Origin of the sequence: Sorangium sp. So ce117, assembly GCF_051524395.1 — a bacterium.
Lineage (GTDB): Bacteria > Myxococcota_A > Polyangia > Polyangiales > Polyangiaceae > Sorangium > Sorangium cellulosum_B.
On the sequence record NZ_CP150309.1, the window covers coordinates 932,017 to 953,059 of the forward strand.

General features: G+C 70.9%; 14 protein-coding genes. 5 read left to right on the top strand and 9 right to left on the bottom strand.

Annotated elements, in window-relative coordinates:
* Window positions 1–190 precede the first annotated feature (190 nt).
* Both serB and uvrB read right to left on the bottom strand, forming a co-directional pair.
* Complete coding sequence (gene serB / locus WMF46_RS03545) at window positions 191–1,375, bottom strand: phosphoserine phosphatase SerB (protein WP_437984296.1); 1,185 nt, start codon at window positions 1,373–1,375, stop codon at window positions 191–193.
* Between the two features lie 408 nt (window positions 1,376–1,783).
* Window positions 1,784–3,943 carry an excinuclease ABC subunit UvrB gene (gene uvrB / locus WMF46_RS03550; protein ID WP_437984297.1) on the bottom strand — a complete coding sequence of 720 codons (2,160 nt, stop codon included), beginning with the start codon at window positions 3,941–3,943 and terminating at the stop codon, window positions 1,784–1,786.
* An 839-nt stretch (window positions 3,944–4,782) separates the two neighbouring features.
* Here uvrB and rsgA point away from each other — a divergent pair.
* Entirely contained in the window at window positions 4,783–5,847 is a 1,065-nt protein-coding gene (gene rsgA / locus WMF46_RS03555) for a ribosome small subunit-dependent GTPase A (RefSeq protein ID WP_437984298.1), read from the top strand.
* 395 nt (window positions 5,848–6,242) lie between these two features.
* On the opposite strand, the gene WMF46_RS03560 is transcribed toward rsgA, so the two are convergent.
* The 6 genes from WMF46_RS03560 to WMF46_RS03585 form a co-directional block, all read right to left on the bottom strand.
* Complete coding sequence (locus tag WMF46_RS03560) at window positions 6,243–8,189, bottom strand: sigma 54-interacting transcriptional regulator (protein ID WP_437984299.1); 1,947 nt, start codon at window positions 8,187–8,189, stop codon at window positions 6,243–6,245.
* Between the two features lie 254 nt (window positions 8,190–8,443).
* Window positions 8,444–10,201, bottom strand: coding sequence for a hypothetical protein (locus tag WMF46_RS03565; RefSeq protein ID WP_437984300.1), 1,758 nt, complete (start codon window positions 10,199–10,201; stop codon window positions 8,444–8,446).
* A 220-nt stretch (window positions 10,202–10,421) separates the two neighbouring features.
* Window positions 10,422–11,264 carry an SDR family NAD(P)-dependent oxidoreductase gene (locus WMF46_RS03570; RefSeq protein WP_437984301.1) on the bottom strand — a complete coding sequence of 281 codons (843 nt, stop codon included), beginning with the start codon at window positions 11,262–11,264 and terminating at the stop codon, window positions 10,422–10,424.
* Between the two features lie 118 nt (window positions 11,265–11,382).
* A complete protein-coding gene (locus tag WMF46_RS03575; RefSeq protein WP_437984302.1) occupies window positions 11,383–12,531 on the bottom strand; it encodes an NAD(P)/FAD-dependent oxidoreductase in 1,149 nt (382 codons plus the stop codon).
* A gap of 6 nt (window positions 12,532–12,537) precedes the next feature.
* Entirely contained in the window at window positions 12,538–13,371 is an 834-nt protein-coding gene (locus WMF46_RS03580; RefSeq protein WP_437984303.1) for a 3'(2'),5'-bisphosphate nucleotidase CysQ family protein, read from the bottom strand.
* Window positions 13,372–13,376: 5 nt separating this feature from the next.
* Window positions 13,377–14,318 carry an aldo/keto reductase gene (locus WMF46_RS03585; RefSeq protein ID WP_437984304.1) on the bottom strand — a complete coding sequence of 314 codons (942 nt, stop codon included), beginning with the start codon at window positions 14,316–14,318 and terminating at the stop codon, window positions 13,377–13,379.
* Window positions 14,319–14,668: 350 nt separating this feature from the next.
* On the opposite strand from WMF46_RS03585, the gene WMF46_RS03590 reads away from it, so the two are divergent.
* The 4 genes from WMF46_RS03590 (at window position 14,669) to WMF46_RS03605 (ending at window position 18,955) form a co-directional block, all read left to right on the top strand.
* Entirely contained in the window at window positions 14,669–15,274 is a 606-nt protein-coding gene (locus WMF46_RS03590; RefSeq protein ID WP_437984305.1) for a hypothetical protein, read from the top strand.
* A 71-nt stretch (window positions 15,275–15,345) separates the two neighbouring features.
* Window positions 15,346–16,443 (top strand): pectin acetylesterase-family hydrolase, encoded by a 1,098-nt coding sequence (locus tag WMF46_RS03595; protein WP_437984306.1) that lies wholly within the window; start codon window positions 15,346–15,348, stop codon window positions 16,441–16,443.
* A 248-nt stretch (window positions 16,444–16,691) separates the two neighbouring features.
* On the top strand, window positions 16,692–17,384 hold the full coding sequence (locus WMF46_RS03600; RefSeq protein WP_437984307.1) for an ROK family protein: 693 nt from the start codon (window positions 16,692–16,694) through the stop codon (window positions 17,382–17,384).
* A 281-nt stretch (window positions 17,385–17,665) separates the two neighbouring features.
* On the top strand, window positions 17,666–18,955 hold the full coding sequence (locus WMF46_RS03605) for a cytochrome P450 (RefSeq protein ID WP_437984308.1): 1,290 nt from the start codon (window positions 17,666–17,668) through the stop codon (window positions 18,953–18,955).
* A 252-nt stretch (window positions 18,956–19,207) separates the two neighbouring features.
* Here WMF46_RS03605 and astD read toward each other — a convergent pair whose 3' ends face one another.
* The gene (gene astD, locus WMF46_RS03610; protein ID WP_437984309.1) at window positions 19,208–20,677 is read right to left on the bottom strand and encodes a succinylglutamate-semialdehyde dehydrogenase; all 1,470 of its coding nucleotides are present in this window, start codon (window positions 20,675–20,677) and stop codon (window positions 19,208–19,210) included.
* Window positions 20,678–21,043 lie beyond the last annotated feature (366 nt).

The following is a 21,043-nucleotide window of genomic DNA, read 5'->3' on the forward strand; positions in this document are numbered from 1 at the left end:
GCCGAACGCCGCGCAGGGCCGAGCGCCGCGAGCGAGCGACGAGCCCAGCGCAGCCCCTCCCACACCGTCGCCTGGCCAGGCGAGGCGCCGTGCCGGACGGCTGCGAGGGCCCGGTCAGTGCGCCGCTGTCAAGCGGGGCGCTGTGTCCCGTGGGACTCCGCTGCTGGGCGGACGGGCCGTGTCGCGCTGTTCACGCCACCTCGAGGAGCTCGCGTTCGGTGATGCCGAGCAGGAAGAGGATGGCGTCGAGGCCGCTTGCGGAGAGGGACGTGTCGGCGGCCTCTCGCAGCTTGGGCTTTGCGCGGAACGCGACGCCGAGGCCGGCCCTTTGCAGCATCAGGAGGTCGTTGGCGCCGTCGCCCACGGCGATGGTCTGATCGAGCAACACGCCTTCTGCCTGGGCGATGGTCTCGAGCAGCTCGGCCTTGCGTTGCGCGTTGACGATCGGCCCTGTGACCCGGCCGGTCAGCTGTCCGTTCGCGACCTCGAGCGCGTTCGAGTAGGCGTAGTCGATCCCGAGCCGCGCCTTCAGCGCCTCCGCTGCGATCGAGAAGCCGCCGGAGATCACCGCCGTCCGGTAGCCGAGCCGTTTCAGCACCCGGATGAGCGTCTCTGCGCCCTCGGTGATGGGGAGCTCTGCGGCGAGCTTCCGCAGCACGCCGACGTCGAGGCCGCGGAGCAGCGAGAGCCGCTGGCGGAGCGACTCGTCATAATCCATCTCCCCTTGCATCGCGCGCTCGGTGATCTTCGCCACCTCCTCCGCCACGCCCTTGGCGCGCGCCAGCTCGTCGATCACCTCGATCCGGATGAGCGTCGAGTCCATGTCCATGACGACGAGCCGCTTGCTCCGGCGGAAGAGGCCCTCGCGTTGCAGCGCGAGATCGAAGCTGTTCTGCGTCGCGAGCGCGAGGAGGGCCTGCTTGAGGGCGTCGGCCTCCTCTTCGCGCTGGAGCAGCACCTGGATCTCCACCGACGAGAGGCGTTCGACCGACAGCCGCGCGATCTTCTCGATGTTCGCGCCGTGGGCTGCGAGTGTGGAGGCCACGTCGTGCAGCGGCTTCGCGCCGAGCTCGCGGCCGATGGCTGTCACCACGTACCGGCTCCCTGGCGCGCGCCGTGGCGCGCCCCCGTCGAGCGGCTTGAAGTCGAGCGCCACGCCGAGCTCTTTCGCGGCGAACAGCAGCTCCTTGAGTCCGTTGCGTGTCTCGGGGAAGAGCGCGAGGAGCGCGAGGTTCAGGTTTCCGTGCACCACCACCTGTTCGATGTCGAGCAGCGTGGCGCCGATATCGCTGAGGATGCCCGTGAGCCGAGCGGTGATGCCGGGGTGGTCCCTGCCGGTGACGGTGACGAGTATCGGATCGGACGAGACTGCCATGCCGGAGCCCCCTTAACAGCGCCGCGCGGCAGGGTCGACGCCGATAGCTCGCTGCACGAAGCAAAACGATGCTTCACCGAAAGAGCGTTTGCCAAACCACCGCTCCCCCTTCGCGCTCCACGCCCCGGCGACCTCCTGCTCCCCATGGCCCGCCCCGCCTGCACGCCTGCAGCCTTCCCATCCCCCCATCCCCCCATCCCCCCACAAAGAGCCCGCGGGGGAGGAGGCTGCGCGTGCGGGGGGGCGGTGGGCGGGCCCCACGAACCCGAGGGCCGGCCCGCAGCGCAGCCTCATTCGCGCGGTCTCCCCCACCCGTCCAGCCGGCAACAGCCCCCCAAAAGGCCCGAGTTCGTGGGAGGGCCCACCGCCCCCCCGCGCGCGCAGCCTCCTCCCCCGCGGGCTCCGTCGCTATCGGTAGCGCCCGCCCCCTCGCCCCGCCGCCGCCCGCCCGCCCCCTTTGCCGCCCGCCGCCGGCCGCCCGCCCCCCTTGCCGCCCGGACCGCGCCGGCTCGCCGGCCGCCCAGCCCGCGCCGGCTTCTCCTCGGCCGCCTCGCGCGCCGCGCCGGCGTCCCCGTCCCCCTGCTGTGCCTTGAGCTGCCGGAGCTGATCGCGCAGCCGCGCCGCCTTCTCGAACTCGAGGTTCTCCGCCGCCGCGAACATCTCCTGCCGGAGCGCGTCGATCTGGTCGACCAGGTCCACCGCGGCGCGCGCCGCCTCGGCCGCGGGCTTCGCCGGGCCCTTCGGGACGGCGTAGTAGTCGCGCGTGCCCGAGGTGGGCGACAGGTCGAGGATCGCCTTCTTCACCGTGGCCGGCGTGATGCCGTGCTCCTTGTTGTACGCCTCCTGGATCACGCGCCTCCGGTTCGTCTCGTCCATCGCGCGCTTCATCGCCTCGGTGATGCGATCGGCGTACATCACGACCTCGCCGTTCACGTTGCGTGCGGCGCGGCCGATCGTCTGGATGAGCGAGCGCGGGCTCCGGAGGAAGCCTTCCTTGTCGGCGTCGAGGATGGCGACCAGCGACACCTCGGGGAGATCGAGCCCCTCGCGCAGCAGGTTGATGCCGACCAGGACGTCGAACTCGCCGCGCCGGAGATCGCGGAGGATCTCCACGCGCTGGAGCGTGTCGACGTCCGAGTGGAGGTAGCGGACCCGGATGCCGAGCTCCGTGTAGTACTCGGTCAGATCCTCGGCCATCCGCTTGGTCAGCGTCGTGACGAGCACGCGATCGCCGCGGCCGACCCGCTCCCGGATGCGCGCGAGCAGGTCGTCGACCTGACCGGACACCGGGCGGATTTGGATCTGCGGATCGATGAGCCCGGTCGGCCGGATGATCTGCTCCACGACCGAGCCGGCCGACTTCTGCAGCTCGTAGTCGCCGGGCGTCGCGCTCACGAAGAGGACCTGCGCGTAGTGTTGCTCGAACTCCTCGAACTTGAGCGGCCGGTTGTCGAGCGCGCTGGGGAGCCGGAACCCGTACTCGACGAGCGTCTCCTTCCGCGCCCGGTCGCCCCGGTACATCGCCCCGACCTGCGGGACGGTCTGGTGCGACTCGTCGATGATGAGGAGGAAGTCCTTCGGGAAATAGTCGATCAGCGTCGGCGGGGGCTCGCCGGCCTTCCGGCCCGAGAGGTGGCGCGAGTAGTTCTCGATGCCGTTGCAGAACCCCATCTGCTCCAGCATCTCGAGATCGTACATCGTGCGCTGCTCGATACGCTGCTTCTCGAGGAAGCGCACGGCCCTGTCGTAGAAGTCGATGCGCTCGCGCAGCTCCTCGCGGATCGCCTGGATCGCGAGCCTGAGCTGCTGTTGCTCGGTGACGTAGTGGGAGCCGGGGAAGACCGCGTAGCGATCGAGCTGGCCCACCACCTTGCCGCGGACCGGGTCGACCTCCTTGATGGCCTCGATTTCGTCGCCGAAGAACTCGACCCGGATCGCGAGCGCCTCCTCGTAGGCCGGGAAAATCTCGACGACATCGCCGCGGACGCGGAACGTCCCGCGGTGGAAATCGACGTCGTTCCGCGTGTACTGGATGTCGACGAGCCGCCGCAGGAGCTCGTCGCGGCGGATCTCGGTGCCGCGCTCGAGCTTGATCAGGAGCCCGTGGTAGCTCTCGGCCGAGCCGATGCCGTAGATGCAGCTCACGGAGGCGACGATGATCACGTCCGGCCGCGAGAGCAGCGCGTGCGTCGCCGCGTGGCGCATGCGGTCGATCGCGTCGTTGATGATCGCGTCCTTCTCGATGAACGTGTCGCTCGTCGGGACGTAGGCTTCGGGCTGGTAGTAGTCGTAGTAGCTGACGAAGTAGTGGACGGCGTTGTTGGGGAAGAGCTCCCGCATCTCGCCGTAGAGCTGGGCCGCCAGCGTCTTGTTCGGCGCCATGATGAGGGTCGGCTTTTGCAGCTTTTCGATCACCTTGGCGGCGGTGAACGTCTTGCCGCTGCCCGTGACGCCGAGGAGGACCTGGAAGGCCTCGCCCTGCTCGAAAGCGGAGCAGATCTCCTGGAGCGCGCGAGGCTGGTCACCGCACGGCTTGAATTCGGAGACGAGCTCGAAGTGTGTGGGCATGGAGCGGAGGACCCTAGTGCGGCGAGGCGCTCCTCGCAACCTCCGCGGCCGTCAGGGCCGGAGGGCGGGGTGGCCTCGCCGGGAAGGCGTGATCTCGTCCGGCTTCGTCGGTCTTCGTCGGTCTTCCAACTATCGGCAACCATTGGCAACCATCGGCCGAGCGGAAATTGTCGACCCACTGTCGTTCACCTGGAACGAGGGCGCCCCACGTCGTCCCGCGCGCCTCCGTCCGGCCCACGCTCGTCCCCGCTTCGCCGCATGCGCCGCGCCTCGCCGCGTGCTCGTTGCTCCCTCAGAGCGGGCTCCGCGCGCTCGTTGCACCCCAGAGCGGGCTCCGCGCGCGCGTGCTGTGCTCGCTGCCCATGCGGCCGGGCCGAGCCGAGAGCGCTTGACGTCGGCGCGGGGCCATAGGATTCTAGGTGCTGTCGCGTCGTGGTGACGTGAGCCGAACGCGGAGGTCAGGTCATGAGTGCCAACACATCGCACACCCATTGCGCCGCCGCCGTCGTTTCCGCCGCGGCCGGCTGAGCTCGTCTCCACGTCTCCGCGACGTCGCCCGCGTGCCCTGAGGGGCGCGTGTGTGCCCTGAGCGCGTGCCCCTCCCAGGGATCTGCCCTGGCCGGGTGTGCCTTCTGGCGTGACGTCCTGATCGATCGACGAGCTCCGCTCCGCGGCGGCCCCGCGCGTGGAATGGCCGGCGCGTGCGCGCTTGTGCGCCGCCGCGCCCTGTCCGTCGATCGCCGCGCGCCGAAGCTCGGGCGCGGCCGAACGCCATGGAGCGCTCGTCCGTCATGCAAACTCACCTCGATTCTCTCGTTGATCCGTCTTCGCAGCACGAAATGCAGCCCGATCTGGTCGGGCTTGGATGGACTCCCTTCTTCGCGAGCCAGCTCGCCTGTCTCAAGGATGCCGTGCAGCCTGCGCGCGTCGTCCTCGCCTCCGCGTCCAGGCACCACGTTCAGACCGCGGATGGCCCGCGCCTCGCGGTGGTCAGCGGTCGCCTCGCGCACGAGGCCGCCGACCGCGCGGCGCTCCCCACCGTCGGTGACTGGGTGGGCCTCAGGCCTGGCGACGGCGCTGGGCCTTTGTACATCGTGCACACGTTCGCGCGGAGCACGTGCCTGCGCCGCAAGGCCGCTGGGCCCACGGTCGAGGCCCAGGTGCTCGCGGCCAACATCGACAAGGTGTTCATCGTCACGTCGCTGAACGCCGACTTCAACCTGCGCCGCATCGAGCGTTACATCGACGCCGTCCTCGACAGCGGCGCTCGCCCGGTCCTCGTGCTCAACAAGGCCGATGTCTGCCCGGATCCAGAGCGGTACATCGACGCGGCGCGGGATGTCGCCCCTGCCGCGCCGATCGCGCTCGTCAGCGCGCTTTCCGGCGCCGGCCTCGACGCGCTCCGCGCCGAGATCGGGGCGGGGGAGACCATCGCCCTCGTCGGCTCGTCCGGCGTGGGGAAGTCCGCGCTCAGCAATCGCCTGCTCGGCGCGGAGGTCCAGCTCGAGGGCGCGATCCGGGCGTCGGATGAGCGTGGCCGTCACACGACGGCTCACCGGGAGCTGTTCCTGATCCCTGGAGGTGGCCTCCTCATCGACACGCCGGGCATACGGGAGCTCGGCGTCTGGTCCGCGGGCGGCAGCGCCCCGGCCGGCTTCGACGACGTCGAGGCCCGCGCCGCGGCCTGCCGCTTCCGGGACTGCGCGCACGACGGCGAGCCCGGTTGCGCGGTGCTCCGTGCCATCAAGGACGGCGACCTCGATCCCGAGCGTCTCGGCGCCTACCTCAAGCTGGGTGCGGAGCGACGCCACCTTGCCGGGCAGCAGGACGTGCGCGCGAGGATCGAGGAGAAGCGGCGCTGGAAGCAGATCTCGAAGCAGATGCGCGCCAATCCGAAGCGATAAGCAGAGCCGCCCTCCCGCCCCCGCGGCCAGACCCCAGCGTCCCCGCCACGCCGCGTAGACACCCCCAGCAAATCCCCCGCATCCTCCCCCCGCCCCCGCCCGCCTGCGCGCACCCTCGAAACCGCTCTTTCCATCCCTCGGAAAGAGCCCTCGGGAGGGGGTGTCGCGGGCGGGGCCGGCGGGGGAAGGGCCCCACGAACCCGAGCGCCGGCCCGCATCGAAGCCCCTCGCTCTTGGTTCTCCCTCCCCCGTTCAGCCGGCCATAGCCACCACAAGGCGCGAGTTCGTGGGAAGGGCCCCCCGCCGGCCCCGCCCGCGACACCCCCTCCCGAGGGCTCCCCCGCGTCCTGGCGAGCCCTCCCTCTCCGTCCCGTGTCCCGTGGTCCCGTGTCCCGTCAGATCCCGTATTGCCGGAGCTTCTTGTGGAGCCCCTCGCGCGTGATCCCGAGCGACTTGGCCGCGTTGGTCTTGTTGTTGTTGTGCCCGCGCAGCGCTTCCAGGAGGAAGAACTTCTCGACCGCGTCCATCATCTCTTTGAGCGACCCTTTCGGCGTCCCCGCCCGCGCGATGAGCCCCTCGACCTGCCGGATCCTCGGCGAGAGCAGCTCCGGCGTCCCGAACGCCCCCGGCTCCAGCTGGATGACGATCCGCTGCACCTCATTCTGGAGCTCCCGGACGTTGCCTGGCCAGTCGTACGCGACCATGAGCTCCATCGCCTGCTGGCTGAACCCGCCGCAGGGCTTGCCGATCTCGTCCGCGTAGCGCTCCAGGAAGTGCCCCGCGAGCAGCGAGATGTCGTCGCGCCGCTCCCGCAGCGGCGGCAGGCGGATCGGGAAGACCTTGAGGCGGTAGTAGAGGTCCTCGCGGAATCGCCCCTTGGCCACCTCGTCCTCGAGGTTCCGGTTCGTCGCGGCGACGATGCGCACGTTGACGTGCTTCGGGCTCGTCGCGCCCACGGGCCGGATCTCGCCCTCCTGGAGCGCCCGGAGGAGCTTCGATTGCAGCGACAGCGGCGTCTCGGTGATCTCGTCGAGGAAGAGCGTGCCCCCGTCGGCGATCTCGAACAGCCCCTTCTTCTCCTCGGTGGCGCCCGTGAAGGACCCCTTCTTGTGCCCGAACAGCTCGCTCTCCAGGAGGCTCTCGGCCAGCGCCGCGCAGTTCTGCGCGACGAACAGCTTGTCGCGGCGGCGGGAGCGGTAGTGGACGGCGGCGGCGATGAGCTCCTTGCCCGTGCCCGTCTCGCCCTCGATCAGCACCGTCACGCGCGTGTCGACCACCTTGTCGAGCTGCCCGATGACCTTGCGCATCGCGTCGCTGTTGCCGATGATGTCGACAGCGCCCCCGCTGCCGCCCCGGCGGCGCTCCTCGCGCCCCTTGAGGAAGCTGTTCTCCTTCTGGAGCCGCTCCTCCGCGAGCACGAGCCGCTTGATGAGCCGGGCGTTCGCCACCGCGAGCGAGGCGTTGGCGGCCAGCACGAGGAGCGTCTCCAGGTCGCCGGCGTTCAGCATCCCGGGCACGCTCCGGTTGTCGGCCTGGAGCACGCCGATGATCTCCTCGCCCTTCCAGAGCGGGACGGCGAGCGTGCTGCGGATCGAGGCGCCCATCAGCGACTCGGACTGCCCGACCTCGATCGGCGCGTCGGCGGCGAGCACCGCCGCCCGCTCCTTGATCACCTTCCGGTACACGCTGCGCGTGATCGGGACCGGCCCTGCAGGCGGCCCCCCTTTGCCCGACGCGGACCGGACCCGCGTCAGCACCGGCACGAACGCCGTCGGCGCCGCGCCCGGCTCCTGATCGTCGTCGCGCAGCACCACCGTGACGTGGGTCGAGCTCGGCACCAGCGCGAGCACCGCGTCGGCGATCTCGGCGAGCACCTCGTCGAGATCGTTCGCCGCGCCGATGCGCTTCTGCGCCGCGTACATCGCCGACAGCGCGCTCGGGTCGCGCTCGATCTTCGCCTCGGCAGGCTCGATCTCGTCGAGGCGGCGGATCGAGACGACCCGCGCGTCGTCGGCCTCCTCCGGGATCTTCACCACCATCCGGGTGACGGCGTCCCCGGAGCCGAGCTCGATGACGTCCCCCGTCTGGAGGGCGAGCGCGCTGCGCCCCGCGCCGAGCTCCAGCCGCTCGCCCCGCCGCGTCACGCTCGTGCCGTTCGTCGAGCGCAGATCCTCGAGGATCACCCCGTCGGCGCCGCTCACGATGCGCGCGTGCGCCCCGGAGACGTGGCGATCGTCGAGGACGACGCGGTTGTCCGACGAGCGCCCGAGCGTGATCAGCTCGCCCTGGAGCTCGAAGGTGCGCCCGGCAGCGAGACCCTGGGTTACCTCGAGCACGATCATGGTTCGTTCTTCAGCCGGGGAGGCCCCGTGACAAGGGCCGGAGTAAACCGTCAAGACGGCGGAGACGCCAGGAAAAATCAGGAGCCAGGCGCGTCGGTGAAGCTTCGCGCGAGCTTCGCGCAAGCATCGCGCGAGCCTCGCGCAAGCATCGCGCCCGGGTGGCGCCAATCAAGGAAAATCTAGAGCCAGGTGATGTGCCCGCCGGTGCGCCCCATGCGCCCCGACCGCGGACGGGGCGCACGGCGCTGCGGCGGTCACTGCGCGCGGGCGGTGAGGCGGTAGATGACCGTCTTGAAGGGCGCGTTGCCGGCGATCTTCTCGGGATCCTTCGAGGCCTCGCCCTCGTCGACGATCTTCTGCAGCTTGGTCGCGACCTCGGCGTCGCCCTTCGGCGAGAGGGTGTCGATGACCGAGACCGAGACGAAGCGGACGGCCGCGTTCGAGACCTTCGGCATCGCGTCGATGATCTGCTGCCGGACCTCGGGGGTGCCGAGCACGCCCGCCATGTAAGCGGACTTGATCCCCTGGAACTGCGTCTCCTTCGCCTGCGACGCCGGATCGCTGAGCTTGCCGACGTAACACTCGAGCTTGGTGCCGCAGGCCCCAAGCAGCTCCTTCGCGATCTTGATCTCCTTCTCCATCGACTTGCCGACCGTGCCGCCGCCGCTCGTGCGGGTGCCCGCGAGCCGGTCGACGTCGGCGATCTGGTCGGGCTTCATCAGCTTGAGCGCCGTCTGCAGCGAGACGTCGCGGATCTGCGCGACATCGTCCTCTTCGCCGCGCGCCTCGAGGCCGGTCTTCACGAGCCACGGCACGAGGCTCGCGTCGAAGAAGTTGCTCGCCGCCTCGGCGAGCATCACCCGCGCGTTGATGCCGGCCGGCGGCATCTCGAGCCCCGCGGGCGTCTTCTCGTAGGCCGCCTGGAAGGCCGCGAGGGTCTCCGGCGTCCTCGGCACCTTGGTCAGCTCGCGCGCGATGATGGCGCGCGGCACGTCCTCGGCCTTCGCGAGCGCGGCGAGCAGCGGCTGCGACGACTCCTGCCGGCCGATCGTCGCCAGGACGAGCGCGGCCGCCGCGACGTGGGCGGTCTCCGCGGCCTTCTTCTGCTCCGCGTTCGCCTTGTCGCCGCCGGCGCCCTTCAGGTTCTCGACCTTCGAGTACTCGACGAGCTCCTTCTGGTCGCCCTGGAGCAGCGCGATCGTCGGCTGGATCGCGGGCTTGCCGATCTTCGTGAGCGCCAGGATCGCCGTCGTGGCGGCGTCCGCCTTGAACGGCGACAGCACCACCTTGAGCAGCGGCACGACCGCCTTCTCGCTGCGCTGCCACCCGAGCAGCTCCGCGGCGGTGATCTGCCAGAACAGCTCGTTCCGCATCGTGCCGACGTCCTTCGGGTCGTTGATCGGGCGCCCGATCATCGTGATGAGCCCGTCTTCCCAGGACTTGCTGTTGATGTCGACCATCGCGTCGTGCACGTCGCGCGAGATCGTCGAGCCCTTGGGCTTGCCGTGCTGGAGCTTCGAGAAGACGGCCATGAGCGGCTCGGCGGCCTTCTCCGACTTCATCGCGCCGAGGGCGCGCACGGACCAGCGGACGTCCTCCTCGGTGGACTCGGGCTTGTAGTCCTTCAGCGCCTTGATGAGGCAGGCCTCGCCGCGCGGGTCCCTCGTGTCGGAGATGAACTTGATGAGCTTCGAGTTCGTGCGCTCGTCGAGATCGCCGGTCACGCACTTCTGCGTCATCGGCTCGATGATCTTGTCGAGGAGCGGCTTCACGGTCGGGCCGGTCCTGTCCTTGTTGTCACGCGTCATCGCGTCTTCGAAGAACTGGACGAGCCGGTTGACGGAGGCGGTGAGCGTGGCCGGGTCGTCGAGCCGCTTGACGTGCGTCTCGGGGTCGTTCTCGTCGCCGCATCCGACGATGACCCCTGCGGAGAGCGCCATCGACGACGCGGTGGCGGCCCCCAGGAGGAGCGAGCGAAGGAGCGGCAGGATGCTGCGTGCTGAGCGGGACATGGTGTTTCCTCCGGGACCTCGGTGATGCTGCCGGCCTGACCTCGCCGTCGCACGGTGCGCTTCAGGGGAGGCGGTCAGCGGCTAGCCTTCGTTAGCCTGAGGGGACGAAAGCGGACAAAAACAGCGCGCGGCAGGGGGCGCGGCCCCCCTTCGGCCACGACGTGGCGCCGCTCCGCCATGGAAACGGCGAAGCCGACGCTATTCGCCGCCAGAGAACGTGTCAACGCGAGCGCGGCGCCGAGACGAGCCGGCGGATCCCCGTGGCGAAGAGCCGGTCGGGGATGACACGGCGCAGCGCGACGAGCGCCCGTGCGTCCCGGCCGACGAGGGTCCTGAAAGGCGGCGATGCGTCGTCGATGAGGCGGAGGATCGCGGCCGCGACCGGGGCGGGCGGCGGCGCCTTGGCGGCGTCCTTCAGGACGATCTGCTCGATCGCCCTGGTCATCACGCCGTAAGGGCCGTCGAGCGAGACGTGGGCGCCGCGCCGCTGGTTCTCGTAGAAAATTTCGGTCTTGAAGGTGCCGGGCTCGACGAGGCAGACGTGGACGCCGAACGGGGCGACCTCCCAGCGCAGCGCCTCGCTGAAGCCCTCGACGGCGTGCTTCGTCGCCGCGTAGGCGCTCACGCCGGGGAGGCCGACGAGCCCGGAGATGCTCGAGACGTTGACGATGCGGCCGCGCCCCGCGCCTCGCATCGCCGGGAGCACCGCGCGCGTCACGGCCATCAGCCCGAAGACGTTCGTCTCGAACTGCGCCCGGACGTCGCCGTCCGCCTGCTCCTCGAAGGCTCCGCCGACCGCGATGCCGGCGTTGTTGACGAGGGCGTAAGCGGGGCCGTGCTTCCGAAGGATCTCCCGGACCCTGTCGGGCGCGCTCGCCGCGGCGACGTCGAGCTGCTCGATCTCGAGCGTGACGCCCCGCGCGCCGGCGGCGGCGAGGAGCGCGCCGGCCTTCTCGGGGCGGCGCATCGTGGCGATGACCCGGTGGCCCGCGGCCGCGCACGCGACCGCGGTCGCGAGGCCGATGCCGCTGGAGGAGCCGGTGACGAGGACGAGGTGACCCATGGCGAAGGGGCGCGAGTATAGGCGAAGCGCGACGCGGCGGGGGAGCGCGGGCGCGCGGCATGTGCGGCGCGTGCGGCGCGTCGAAGCGCCGCCGCCTCCGCGCCACCGGGGCAGGCGCTCAGCCGATGATCATCGCCTCGCTGAGGAGCCGGCCCTCCCTGAAGCGCCGCAGGTTCCAGCGGTCGAACAGGGGGAGGGAGGCGCCCTCGGCGATGTGCTGCGCGAGGAGCTTGCCCATGACGGGCGCGATCATGAAGCCGTGCCCCATGAACCCGGAGGCCTGGTAGAAGTGCTCGACCTCGTCGACCGCGCCCACGATCGGGTTCTGATCCGGGGTGAGGTCGTAACAGCCGGCCCACTGCCGCAGCACCTTCACGCTGCCGAGGAGGGGACACGCGGCGACGAGCGCCCGCGCGTACAGGGAGAGGAACTTGTGGCTCGACCCCATGTCGAGGCCGTCGGGGACGTCCTCGTTGGAGATGCCGCCCACGATCTCGCCGCGCATCGACTGGGAAAAATAGAGGCCGTTCGAGAGATCCGCGACGAGCGGGCCGAGCCAGGGCTTGAGCGGCTCGGTCGAGCAGATCTCGTGGCGGTGCGGGTGGTTGGGCAGCTCCACGCCGAGCATGCGCGCGATCTCGGGGCTCCACGCGCCGGCGGCGTTGACGACCTTGTTCGTCCGGATCTCGCCGCGATCGGTGACCACGGCGTCGATCCGCGCGCCCTGCGTGCGGAAGCCGAGGACGTTCGTGAAGGTGGCGATGTCGACGCCGAGCTTCTGCGCGCGCTCGGCGTAGCCCCAGACGAACGGCCAGGGGAACACGACGCCGTCATCGGGGTTGTAGCTGGCCGCCACGACGCCGTCGGTCGAGAGCTGCGGCACGATCGCGCGCGCCTCGTTGGCGGTGAGCATCCGCGTCCCGAGGCCGCACGCGTTCTGCACGGCGACGCTCTTCTCGAGCGTCCTGCGGCCCGCCTCGCTGCGCACGAGGAAGAGGTAGCCGCCCTGCCGGAACCAGATGTTGATCTTCATCTCGCGGGCGAAATCCCGGCAGATGCGGATGCTCTCCTGCATGAGCCGGATGTTGCCCTCGCTCGAGAACTGCGCCCGGACCCCGCCGCCGTTGCGCCCGCTGGCGCCGCCGCAGAGGTAGCTCCGGTCGACGACGACGATGTCGGTGATGCCGTGGTGCCGCGCGAGGTTGTACGCGATCGCGAGGCCCATGATCCCCGCGCCGATGATGACGATCTCGGCCTGCCCCCGCATCGCGCCTCAGCCGAGCTCCGACCTCGCCGCGGCGACGACGGCGGCCTGGAGGGCGCCGTTCGATGCGATGATGCCGCGGCCGAGCTTGAGCCCGGGGCCGTTGTAGTCGATGGGCGCGCCCGAGAGGTCGGTGAAGCTGCCGCCCGCCCCGAGGAGCACGGCCTCGGGCGCGCAGCTGTCCCAGAGCTTGGCGCCGCCCCCGCCGTGCACGTAGAGGTCGACCTCGCCGGTCGCGATCCGGGCGATCTTCACGCCGACCGAACCGCAGGGGACGACCTTCGAGATGCCGAGCCGCGCGAGGAGCGGCTCGATCTCCTTCGGCCGGTGCGAGCGCGAGACGATGAGCGTCGCGTCGGCCGGAGCGCTCACGGCCGAGACCCGGAGCGGCCTGCGGCTGCCGTCCCTCGCCTCGAGGAAGGCGGCGCCGCCCTCGCCGGCGCGGCCGGCCAGCGCCTCGCCCGTCGTGGGCATCACCACGACGCCCAGCGCCGCGCGGCCGCGGTCCGCGAGCCCGATCATCACGGCGAACTCGCCGTTCCTGTCCGCGAACTCCCGCGTGCCGTCGAGCGGGTCGACGAAGAACACCCGCTCCTTCCGCAGGCGCGAGGCGAGCTCGTCGCCGGTCGGGACGCTCTCCTCGGCGAGGATCGCCTCGCCGGGGAACGCGGCCTCGAGCGCGCTGCAGATGAGCGTGTTCGCCTCGCGGTCGGCGCGGGTCACCGGGTCGCCGGGGCCCTTCATCTCGACGGCGAACGGCGTCGCGTACACGTCCATCACGATCGCCGCCGCGGCGCGCGCGATGCGGACGATCTCGTCGAGCTCCCTGTCGTTCTGGTCCATCGTGCTCACACCTCGATCCCGGCCTGCTTGAGGCGCGCGGAGAGCTCCGTGAGCGCCGTGTCCTGGAGGTAGGGCGGCATGCCGGCCTCGCGGACGAGCTGGTCGAGCTGGGCGACCGAGCGGGGGCCGAGCACGGCGGACGAGACGACGCGGTTCGCGAGGACGAAGCGCAGGGCCGCCGAGCGGAGCGACGTGACGGCGCCCGAGACCAGCGGCCGGAGCGCGTCGAGCTGGCGGATGCGGGTCTTGAGCTCGTCGCGGGTCCACCGCTGGTAGCGGTGATCGTCGAGGTAGAACTCGCGCTCGGAGCTCCACTGGCCGGCGAGCAGCCCGTGCGCGAGCACCGATCGGGCGAGGACGCCCGCGCCGGACTCGGAGACGTCGCTGGCGACGTCGTGGAGGTCGCCGGGGAAGAAGGCGTTGTAGGCGATCTCGATGACGTCGACCTCGTCGCGCAGCGCGGAGCGGGCGACGTCCGCGGAGCCGGCGCTCACGCCGTAGGCGCGGATCTTCCCGGCCTGCTTGAGGTCCTTCAGGAAGGCGAGGGCCTCCTTCGACTGCATCGCGGCCACGGTGGGGTTGTGGAGCAGGACGACGTCGACCACCTCGCGGGCGAGGCGCTCCTGCGACCGCTCGAACGCGGTGCGGAGGTGGGCCGGGTCGAACCGCTTGGTCGGGGGATCGCCGTCGCGAACGGTGCCGATCTTGGTGACGACGAACGTCGGGCCGGCGCCCTGGAGCCGCCTGCCGAGGCAGCGCTCCATCTCGCCGCGGCCGTAGACGTCGGCGGTGTCGAAGAGGTCGATGCCGACCGCGAGCGCGCGATCGATGACGCGATCGATCTCGACGTCGGCGACGGGACCGTAGCCGTCGCCGGAGAGTCCCCAGGTGCCTAGGGCGAGCTCCGAGACCTGAAGGGTCGTCTTGCCGAGGGGGCGCTTCCTCACGGGCGGCGATCTACACCAGCGCCGGGAGGGCGCCACGAAATAGGGGCGGAGCTCCGGGCACGGCGCGCCGCGTCGCGCGCCCCTCTGGAGCGGCGGAGCTGCCCCGGGGAGGGCGTCCCCCGTCGCGCCTCGGCGCGCGGTCGCAGGGCGCGTCCTCCGGAGCCTCACGCGCCGGCGCGGACCGTCGGGCCGCCACGTCCCTGCGCGCTCGGCCACGGAACGCTCCATGCCAGAGAGCCAGGGAAGGGGAGTGATGCGGAAGCGCGCGGGGCGGCGCCGCGGGGGGCAGGGTCTTCAGGTGACATGTCGAGTCGAGCCCTGCCGATGGCCGACGAAGGGGGCTGGAGAGTATGGCGAAAGGGCCTAATGAGGCGTCGGCGGCCGAACCCATCAGCGACCGGAGGTCGCGGCCGCCCGCGGCGAGCACCTCTGCGCGGCGCGCGCTGGAGCTCGTCGCCGTCCGAGGCAAAGACGTGCTCGGCGTCCGCCACGTGCTCGCGGAGGGGCGCGCGCACATCGGAGACACGCCCGCGTCCATCGTGCGCGTGCCGTCGAGGGAGCTCGATAGAGCGGCTCCGGTCATCGCGGAGGTGATCGGCGCCCGCTACGTGCTGCACGTCCCGCGGCGGACGCGGGCGCGCCTCCACGGCGCCGACGGGCTCGCGCGCCTGTTGACGGGCCCGGCCGACATCGAGCTCCAGGAAGGCGACCGCGCCGTGCTCGTGATCGGGGCCGTCCAGATCCGCGCGCAGATCGTGCCCATCGAGATCATCTCACGCCTGGGTGCGTCCGGCCTGCGCTGGATCGGCCTCATCGGCGCCCTCTACCTCGTCGCGCTCGGCATCTGCGCCGCCCTCGCGCCGCGCGACCGCGCCCGCCTCGACGAGGGGTCGATCCGCCGCGCGGTCGGCGAGGCCGCGGCGCAGCTGTGGGCAGAGCACGCCCCTGTGCCATGACGCGAGGGCACGAGCGGGCCGTCACCGGCGGGTGATGCCCGTGCGTCATGGAGTGGTATTCTCTGCCCTCCATGCGATTCACGATCGTTCCGCCCCTTCCGGTTCAACTCCTGCTCTGCCCGCTCGCTGTCCTCGGCTGTGGCGGCACGTCCGCCGAGCACGAAGACCCGAGCCGCGAGCCGCGGGGCGGGATCCTGAGCCTGCCGTCCGGCTGGAACTCCATCGAGCCGGGCGGCGAGACGACGTGCTCGCGCGGTGATCCGTTCAAGTACTTCGTCCGTCCGGGCACCGTCAATCGCCTCATCGTCGAGTTCCGTGGCGGCGGCGCGTGCTGGGACGCGACCACGTGCTCGTTCGCGGGATCGCTCTTCCAGGAGACGGTCGGTGAGGACGCCCTGACGACCGGGATCTACGATCATGAGAACCCGGACAACCCCTTCAAGGAGTGGCACCATGTGTACATCCCCTATTGCACCGGGGACGTCCACTGGGGCGACAACGTGGCCACGTATGGGGAGGGGAGCCAGGCCGTCACCATCCAGCACAAGGGCGCCGTCAACGTTCGCGCGGCGCTCGACTGGATCTACGAGAACGTCCCCGCGCCAGAGAAGATCTTCGTGACGGGCTGCAGCGCGGGCGCGTATGGCGCCATCCTCTGGTCCGCGCACCTGCGAGAGCACTACAAGGGAGCGTCGGTCATCGAGTTCGCCGACAGCGGGGCAGGGATCATCACGGAGACGTTCTTCAGCGACAGCCTTCCTTCCTGGAAGCCCGAGGGCGCTTACCCCACATGGATACCTGGCCTCGACCCGGCCGAGCTCGCGCGGCTGTCGGTGCTCTACGAGAAGATCGGCGCCCATTACCCGGACATGCGCCTGTCGCAGTACAACACCGCCTATGATGAGGACCAGGTCTTCTTCTTCAACGCGATGGGTGGCGGCGGCGCCCAGGCGTGGTCAGACGCCATGAGGGCAGAGATCGCCGAGATCGAGGCGTCGACGCCGAACTTCAGGTCGTTCCTTGCCGCCGGCTCCGCGCACTGCATCCTCTGGCGGCCGGAATTTTACACCCTCGAGTCGCGCGGATCGCGCCTCGTGCAATGGCTCGACGGGCTCGCAAACGGTGCGCCGCCGCCGAGCGTCGCGTGCGACGCTTGCGGCTCGCCTTGAGCGTCGCCCGGGGGCGGGCGGCGCGGCGGCCGGGCACCGAGGGGCGGGGTGCGCGCTGGTCGGCGCCGGGCGGAGTGTGCGCGGGAGGGCGGGCGCAGGGGGCGTGGTCGCCCGCTCAGGCGTGCGGCGTCGCGGCGCCAGTTGACGCGCAGCCAGAGCTCTAGATTATGTCCGCCGCGAACGCGGGCGCGTGGGCGCATCCGCGGCGGCCCCGGAGGAAGAGCTCCGGGGGGAGACAGAGGGATCCAATGCGCACGCTTTGTATCGATATCGGCGGAACGGGGATCAAGGCCACCATCCTCGACGAGCAGGGGACTCCGATGACGGATCCCGTGCGCGTGCCGACGCCCCAGCCGGCCTCGCCGGACCCCATCCTTGACCTCATCGAGGAGATCGCCAGGGTGCAGGGGGAGTTCGATCGCGTCTCGATCGGCTTCCCCGGGGTGGTGATGGAGAACGTGACCAAGACGGCGCCGCACCTCGACAACGAGAAGTGGAAGGGCTACCCGCTCGGCGAGGCCGTCGAGCGCCGCCTCGGCAAGCCTGTCCGCGTCGCCAACGACGCGGGCATCCAGGGGCTCGCCGTCATCGAGGGCAGGGGGCTCGAGATGGTGCTCACCTTCGGCACGGGGCTCGGCTGCGCGCTGTACATCGACGGCCGCTACGTGCCGAACCTCGAGCTCGGGCACCATCCGTACGGAAAGAGGGACCTGAAGTACGAGGACCGCGTGTTTGACGCCGAGTGCAAGCGCATCGGCCCGAAGCGCTGGAACAAGCGCGTGCGCAAGATGATCGAGCAGCTCGAGCCGATCTTCAATTACCGCAAGCTCTACCTCGGCGGCGGCAACGCGCGCCTGCTCGATGCCTCGAAGCTGCCCGAGAACGCCGTCGTGGTGGACAACGTCGCTGGCCTGCTCGGCGGAATCAAGCTCTGGGCCTAGAGCGACGGTCACCCGCTTCGGATACGGGCCCACCTCGACGTTTTCGGTGCTCAGCGCACCGGAGTGCGCTTGCGCGCCGAAAACGCCGATCTGGGCCCGTCTCCTGTGCGGGAGACCGCCGCTCTGCTGCGGCTCTGGATGGTGCAGAGGGGGGCGGAAGCCGCTGTAGCCAAGGGCGGCCGCGCGCCCGTGCGCTGGCGGGGAGGCCGGCCTGGGGCGGGCCTGCGCGGGCGTGGGTCGCGCCGGTTCCCAAGCGGGCGTGACCGTCGTACCCTGGCCCGATGAACTCGCCCGACGCACCGAAGCCCGACGCACCGCCCGCGGCCAATCCAGCGGCGGACGCTGATCTCGATCCGTTTCGCCTCCAGTCGCCGGAGACCCTCGCGAACCCGTACCCCGTGTACGCCAGGTTGCGCCAGGAAGCGCCCGTGTACTTCAGCGCGGCTTACAACGGCTGGCTCATCACCCGCTACGACCAGGTCGCGGCGGGCTTTCGTGACCCGCGCCTGTCCGCGAAGCGCTCCAGCGCCTTCGTGACGAAGCTGCCTGAGGAGGTGCGGCAGCGGCTGGAGCCGTTGCGCCGCAACCTGGCGTCGTGGGCCCTGCTGCTCGATCCGCCGGAGCACACGCGCATCCGCTCGCTGATCAACAAGGCGTTCGTGCCGCGGCTCGTCGAGGGGTTGCGTTCCCGGGTGGAGACGCTGGTCAACGAGCTGCTCGACGCGGTCGCCCCGACGGGCCGGATGGACGTCCTCCGCGATCTCGGCGACCTCTTGCCTCTGCTCGTGATCGGCGAGGTGCTCGGTGTACCCGCCGAGGATCGGCACCGGCTGAAGGGCTGGTCCAACGCGCTCAGCGGCTTCCTTGGCGCGGGCCGGCCGACGCTGGAGATCGCGGGGGGCGCGCTGAGCGCCGTGGCCGAGCTGGAGGACTATTTCCGCGGCGTGATCGCGGCCCGGCGGCAGAGCCCCGGCAACGACCTGCTCAGCCAGCTCATCCTCGCGGAGGAGCAGGGCATGATCCTCGGCGAGCAGGAGCTGCTCTCGACGTGTTGCATGCTCCTCTTCGGCGGCCACGAGACGACGAAGAACCTCATCGGCAATGGCCTGCTCGCGCTCCTTCTCCACCGTTCCGAGCGCGAAGCGCTGCGCGATACCCCGTCGCTGATCGGCCCGGCGGTGGAGGAGCTGCTCCGGTACGACTCTCCGGTGCAGTGGATGAGCCGCGTCGCGCTCGACGACATCGAGCTCGACGGCGTGCGGATCCCGAAGGGTGATCGTGCCTTCCTGGTGCTCGGCGCGGCGAACCGCGATCCCGCGCAGTTCCCCGACCCCGACAAGCTCGACTTCCGCCGCACCGACATCCGTCACATCTCGCTCGGCGTGGGCGTCCATTACTGTGCCGGCTCCGCGCTCGCCCGGGTCGAGGCCCAGGCAGTCATCTCCACGTTCCTGCGCCGTTTCCCCGACGCCGAGCTCTCCCCTGGGCCGCTGACCTGGCGCATGAGCCCCGGCATGCGCGGCCTCACCGTCCTCCCGGTAGAGCTAGGCCCGCAGAGCTCCGCCTCCTGACCCCCGTCAACCCGTTCTCCAACCCGCCTGGTTCCACCCTGGAGCCGCCGGGGAGAGGGGAGGGGGCGTGCGGGGGCGAGGGGGAAGGGCCCCGCGGATCCGAGCGCCGGCCCGCATCGCAGCCAGTCGCCCCCAGATCTCCCTCTCCCGCGCAGCCGGCCATAGCCACCACAAGGCGCGAGTCCGCGGGAAGGGCCCCCCTCGCCCCCGCGCGCCCCCTCCCCTCTCCCCGGCGGCCGTTGCCCCCTGGCTCTAGCTGTTGAGCCGCATCCCCGGCGCCAGCTGTCCAGGCAGCGCCACCGCCGCCGCCTCCAGCCCCGCGACCGGATATGCGCAGTAGTCCGCCGCGTAATACGCGCTTGGCCGGTGGTTCCCGCTGCTCCCGACCCCCCCGAACGGCGCGGCGCTCGACGCCCCCGTCAGCGGTTTGTTCCAGTTGACGATCCCCGCCCGCGATTCCCGCCAGAACCGCTCATAGAGCTCCCTGCGATCCGAGATCAACCCGGCCGCGAGCCCATAACGTGTGCGGTTGGCCAGCGAGAGCGCCTCATCGAAGCTCCCGTAGCGCTGCACCTGCACGAGCGGCCCGAAATGCTCCTCGTCCGGTAGCTCCTTGATCGCCGACACATCGAGGATACCGGGCGAGAGCAGCGCGGTTCCCTCCTCGAGCCGGCGCATCTCCAGCAGCACCTCGCCGCCGAGCGAGACCAGCCGTGCCTGCGCCGCGAGCAGCCGATCCGCCGCCGCGAGCGAGATCACCGCGCCCGTGAAGGGCTGCTCCGCGTCGTCGTACCTGCCCACCTTGAGCCGGGACGCCGCGTCGACCAGGCGCGCCAACAGCGCGTCGCCCTCCGGTGTCGCGGGCACGAGCAGCCGCCGCGCGCACGTACACCGCTGGCCCGCCGAGATGAAGGACGACTGAAGGATATGGTGGATCGCCGCCTCGGTGTTCGCGACGTCCTGCACGATGAGCGGGTTGTTGCCGCCCATCTCCAGGGCGAGGATCTTCTCCGGTTGGCCCGCCAGCTGCCGGTGCAGCGCGTTGCCCGTGCCGGAGCTGCCCGTGAAGAAGAGGCCGTCGATGCCCGGGTGACCGGCGAGCGCGACGCCGGTGCGCCTCCCCCCCTGGACCAGGTTGAGCACCCCGGCCGGGATCCCCGCCTCCTCCCAGAGCCGCGCGGTCTCCTCCGCGACCCTCGGCGTGAGCTCCGACGGCTTGAACACCACGCAATTGCCGGCGATCAGGGCCGGGACGATGTGGCCGTTCGGCAGGTGCCCCGGGAAGTTGTAGGGCCCGAGCACAGCGACCACGCCGTGCGGCCGGTGACGCACCACGGCCATCGCGTCGCCCGCCTCGGCCTGACGCTCGCCCGTCCGCTCGCGCCAGGCCATCAGCGATACGTCGATCTTGCCGATCATCGTCTGGACCTCGGTGAGCGCCTCCCAGCGCGGCTTGCCCGTCTCCAGCCCGATCACGTCCGCGAGCCGGGCCTTGTGCTCGGCCAGGAGACCGGCGAACCGCTTCACCAGCGCCGCCCGCTCCTCCAGGCCGCGATCGCGCCACGCAGCGAACGCGCCGCGCGCCGCCGTCACGGCCGCGTCGACCTGCTCCTCGCTCGCGGCGCGCCCCTCGAAGACGACCGCCTGCGTCACGGGGTTCCGGCTCGCGAACGGCTCGCCCGCGCCGGTCGCCCAGCTGCCGTCGATGAAATGGGTCGACATGGTCACCTCTCTGTCGCGGAGCTCCCCCCGCGGAACACCACACGGGCTCAACAGTCCGTCCACCCAGTATGGTTTGCGTCCACCTCGCTCCGCCAGTGTGCATCGTACCAGAGGCCGGCGCCCCCACAGCTCGCGCGCCCCCGGACGGAACATCGCGCCGGCGACCGCCCAGGAAAGATGGGGCCGCTCGTCGACCTCGCCAGGGCTTCGCCGCGTCCGGACGGACCACAACATCATGTGTTCCGGCGCGACTGAGCCCCAACCAGAGGGGCCGCTCGGTCGATTGCTCTCTCGGTGAGAATCCAGGAGCCGAGAGCTCAATGCGCTTCGTGCTCGATCGTTTCGAGTTCGCTCGTGGCAGGCGCG

Coding starts and splice junctions, on each gene's coding strand:
- WMF46_RS03595 (WP_437984306.1), top strand. CDS start 15,346: ATGCGATTCACGATCGTTCCGCCCCTTCCGGTTCAACTCCTGCTCTGC.
- WMF46_RS03605 (WP_437984308.1), top strand. CDS start 17,666: ATGAACTCGCCCGACGCACCGAAGCCCGACGCACCGCCCGCGGCCAAT.
- uvrB (WP_437984297.1), bottom strand. CDS start 3,943: ATGCCCACACACTTCGAGCTCGTCTCCGAATTCAAGCCGTGCGGTGAC.
- serB (WP_437984296.1), bottom strand. CDS start 1,375: ATGGCAGTCTCGTCCGATCCGATACTCGTCACCGTCACCGGCAGGGAC.
- WMF46_RS03590 (WP_437984305.1), top strand. CDS start 14,669: ATGGCGAAAGGGCCTAATGAGGCGTCGGCGGCCGAACCCATCAGCGAC.
- WMF46_RS03565 (WP_437984300.1), bottom strand. CDS start 10,201: ATGTCCCGCTCAGCACGCAGCATCCTGCCGCTCCTTCGCTCGCTCCTC.
- astD (WP_437984309.1), bottom strand. CDS start 20,677: ATGTCGACCCATTTCATCGACGGCAGCTGGGCGACCGGCGCGGGCGAG.
- WMF46_RS03560 (WP_437984299.1), bottom strand. CDS start 8,189: ATGATCGTGCTCGAGGTAACCCAGGGTCTCGCTGCCGGGCGCACCTTC.
- WMF46_RS03600 (WP_437984307.1), top strand. CDS start 16,692: ATGCGCACGCTTTGTATCGATATCGGCGGAACGGGGATCAAGGCCACC.
- WMF46_RS03575 (WP_437984302.1), bottom strand. CDS start 12,531: ATGCGGGGGCAGGCCGAGATCGTCATCATCGGCGCGGGGATCATGGGC.
- WMF46_RS03580 (WP_437984303.1), bottom strand. CDS start 13,371: ATGGACCAGAACGACAGGGAGCTCGACGAGATCGTCCGCATCGCGCGC.
- WMF46_RS03570 (WP_437984301.1), bottom strand. CDS start 11,264: ATGGGTCACCTCGTCCTCGTCACCGGCTCCTCCAGCGGCATCGGCCTC.
- rsgA (WP_437984298.1), top strand. CDS start 4,783: ATGCAGCCCGATCTGGTCGGGCTTGGATGGACTCCCTTCTTCGCGAGC.